Origin of the sequence: Dietzia sp. DQ11-71 (assembly GCF_014144995.1) — a bacterium.
Lineage (GTDB): Bacteria > Actinomycetota > Actinomycetes > Mycobacteriales > Mycobacteriaceae > Dietzia > Dietzia kunjamensis.
In genome coordinates this window covers 1-2,983 of record NZ_JAALDT010000077.1, presented here as the reverse complement: position 1 = coordinate 2,983, position 2,983 = coordinate 1, and the positions used below count along the sequence as shown (strand labels likewise).

At 71.4% G+C, this 2,983-nt stretch carries 3 protein-coding genes; all 3 read left to right on the top strand.

The features are described from left to right. The coding region (mtrA, locus tag G6023_RS03075; RefSeq protein ID WP_182634056.1) for an MtrAB system response regulator MtrA at positions 1-613 on the top strand (613 nt) is incomplete at its 5' end. Beyond that, positions 610-2,337 (top strand): MtrAB system histidine kinase MtrB, encoded by a 1,728-nt coding sequence (gene mtrB, locus G6023_RS03070; protein ID WP_182634055.1) that lies wholly within the window; start codon positions 610-612, stop codon positions 2,335-2,337. The genes mtrA and mtrB, both read left to right, overlap by 4 nt. After that, positions 2,334-2,983 (top strand): LpqB family beta-propeller domain-containing protein (locus tag G6023_RS03065; RefSeq protein WP_472986415.1); only part of this gene is annotated, 650 nt, incomplete at its 3' end. The genes mtrB and G6023_RS03065, both read left to right, overlap by 4 nt.

Here is a 2,983-nt window from a genome sequence, read left to right as displayed (position 1 = left end):
GGGCGAGGGGTTCGAGACCGAGATCGTCGGCGAGGGAGTCCGGGCCATCGAGACGTTCCGCGCGGTGCAGCCCGACCTGGTTCTGCTGGACCTCATGCTGCCGGGCAAGAGCGGGATCGACGTGTGCCGCGAGATCCGCGCCGAGTCCCGGGTGCCGATCGTCATGCTCACGGCCAAGACGGACACCGTCGACGTGGTGCTCGGCCTGGAGTCCGGCGCGGACGACTACATCATGAAGCCCTTCAAGCCGAAGGAGCTGGTGGCCCGCATCCGGGCCCGCCTGCGTCGCGGCGAGGACGAGCCCAGCGAGGTCCTGCACATCGGCGACGTGACGATCGACGTCCCCGCGCACACGGTCACCCGCGAGGGCACGCCGATCCCGCTCACCCCGCTCGAGTTCGACCTCCTGGTGGAACTGGCCCGCAAGCCCCGCCAGGTGTTCACGCGTGAGGTCCTGCTCGAACACGTGTGGGGCTACCGCCACTCGGCCGACACCCGGCTGGTCAACGTCCACGTCCAGCGCCTGCGGGCGAAGATCGAGAAGGACCCCGAGAACCCGGAGGTCGTCCTCACCGTGCGCGGCGTCGGCTACAAGGCCGGTCCGGTCTCGTGACCACCGCTCGTCCCGACGACGCGGTGGCGTCCACCGGGGACGAGCCCGACACCCGGGACGTGACCGACTCGTCACCGACCTTCCGGGAGCGACTGTCCGAACTCGACCCGGCCGCCATCGGCGGTCGGATCGCGCGGCTGTGGCGGCGGTCGCTGCAGCTGCGGGTCGTCACCTCCACGCTGGCGCTGTCGATGGGCGTGATCCTCACGATCGCGTTCATGTTGCAGAGCCAGATGGCCGCCCAGCTGCTGTCGACCAAACTCGATGCGGCCATCGAGCAGGCCAGCAGGCTCCGCCTCACGGTGCAGGCGCAGATCGCCGCCACCGACGAGGGCACGAGCGAGCAGTCCCGGATCGACCAGGCGCGGAGCGCCATCAGCGACCGCGGACTCGCCTCCGACGGGGACTCCGTCCACGCCGGCACCTTCGACCCGATCCTCGTGGTGCCGGACCAGACCGGCCGCGGCCAGGTGGTCAGCCCCTCCGGGGCGCAGGTGCCACCGGAGCTGCAGTCCCTGGTCCAGCGGGGCAGGATCGCCTCCCAGTACGTCACCGTCGACTTCCGTGGCGAGCAGGTCAAGGCGCTCATGCTCGGCACGCCGACGGACTCCTCCATCCCCGGACTCGAGCTGTACCTCGTCTACCCGCTCACCGCGGAGGAACAGACCCTCGGGATCATGCGGGGGATCGTCGCCACGGCGGGCCTGGCGATCATCGTCCTGTCCGCGGCGATCGCGTGGATAGTGGCCCGGCAGGTCGTCCTGCCCGTGCGGCAGGCGGCCTCCATCGCCCAGCGCTTCGCCAACGGCCACCTCAAGGAACGGATGGTCATCCGCGGCGAGGACGACGTCGCGCGCCTGGCCATGGCGTTCAACGACATGGCGCAGAGCCTGTCGGACCAGATCACCCAGCTCGAGGAGTTCGGTGACCTGCAGAAGCGGTTCACCTCAGATGTCTCCCACGAGCTACGCACCCCGCTGACCACCGTCCGGATGGCGGCGGACATCATCTCCGACTCCGCCGCCGACCTGGACGCCCCCGCCAAACGCGCGGTGGAGCTGCTCGAATCCGAACTCGACCGGTTCGAGAGCCTGCTCACCGACCTGCTCGAGGTCTCCCGCCACGACGCCGGCATGGCCGAGCTCGCGACGGCCGAGATGGACGTGCGTACCTCCGTCGCGGACTCGGTCGGCACCGTGGCCCACATCGCGGAGGCCGCCGGGGTGGAGGTCGAGGTCGACATGCCCGACGAGCCGGTCATGGCCGAGGTCGACTCGCGGCGCGTCGAGCGGATCCTGCGCAACCTCGTGGCGAACGCGCTCGACCACAGTGAGTCCAAGCCGGTGAAGGTCACCCTGCGGTGTTCGGACGCCGCCCTCGCCGTCTCGGTCCGCGACCACGGGGTGGGGCTCAAACCCGGGGAGGAGACCCGGGTGTTCAACCGCTTCTGGCGCGCCGACCCCTCACGGGTGCGACGTTCCGGCGGCACCGGGCTCGGCCTGGCGATCGCCCTCGAGGACGCCAAGCTCCACGGGGGCCGGCTGGACTGCTGGGGCAGCCCGGGGGAGGGGTCCTGCTTCCGTTTGACCATCCCGCGGCGCCGCGGCGGCACCCTCACCTCCAGCCCGCTGCCCCTCACCCCCGAGGACGAGGCCAGGCTCGTGCGTACCGGCTCGCCGACCCCCCTCGAGCGGGTCCCCGGGGCAGGGGAGAGCCGGCGATGACCCGGCCCCGGCCCCGGTCCCTGCTCGTGTCGGTGGCGCTGGCCTGCGCGACCGGGCTGGCGGCGACCGGGTGCGCCACGCTGCCCTCGTCGTCGTCCCCCCAGGTCATCGACACCTTCTCGCCGGAGGGCAGCGAACTGTCGGTCCCCACGCCGGTACCGGACCAGGAACCGGACCTCCTGGTCCGCGACTTCCTCAAGGCCGCGGCGATCGCCGATCAGCGGCACGCCGCCGCCCGTCAGTTCCTCACCCCGGACGCCGCCGAGAACTGGGACGACCTCGCGGAGACCATCATCGTGCTGCGCGCCGACCTCAGCGCCGAGGGCGGCCGGTCGGCCGACCGCGCCGAGTACACGCTGCGTGCGGAGAAGGTCGGCACCCTCGACCCCGGCGGCATCTTCCGCGAGGACGTCGGCCAACTCGAGGTCACCATCGGCCTGACCCGCACCGACGGCCAGTGGCGCATCGACGAACTGCCGCCCGGGGTGGTGATCGAGAAGGCCGAGTTCTTGTCGACCTACGCGCAACGGGACCTGTTCTTCCTCTCCGGATCCGGTGACGCGCTCGTCCCGGACCCGCGCTGGACGGCCGCCGACCGCACCGATCTCGAGTACTCGCTCGTCAATCTGCTCGCCACCGGCCCCCG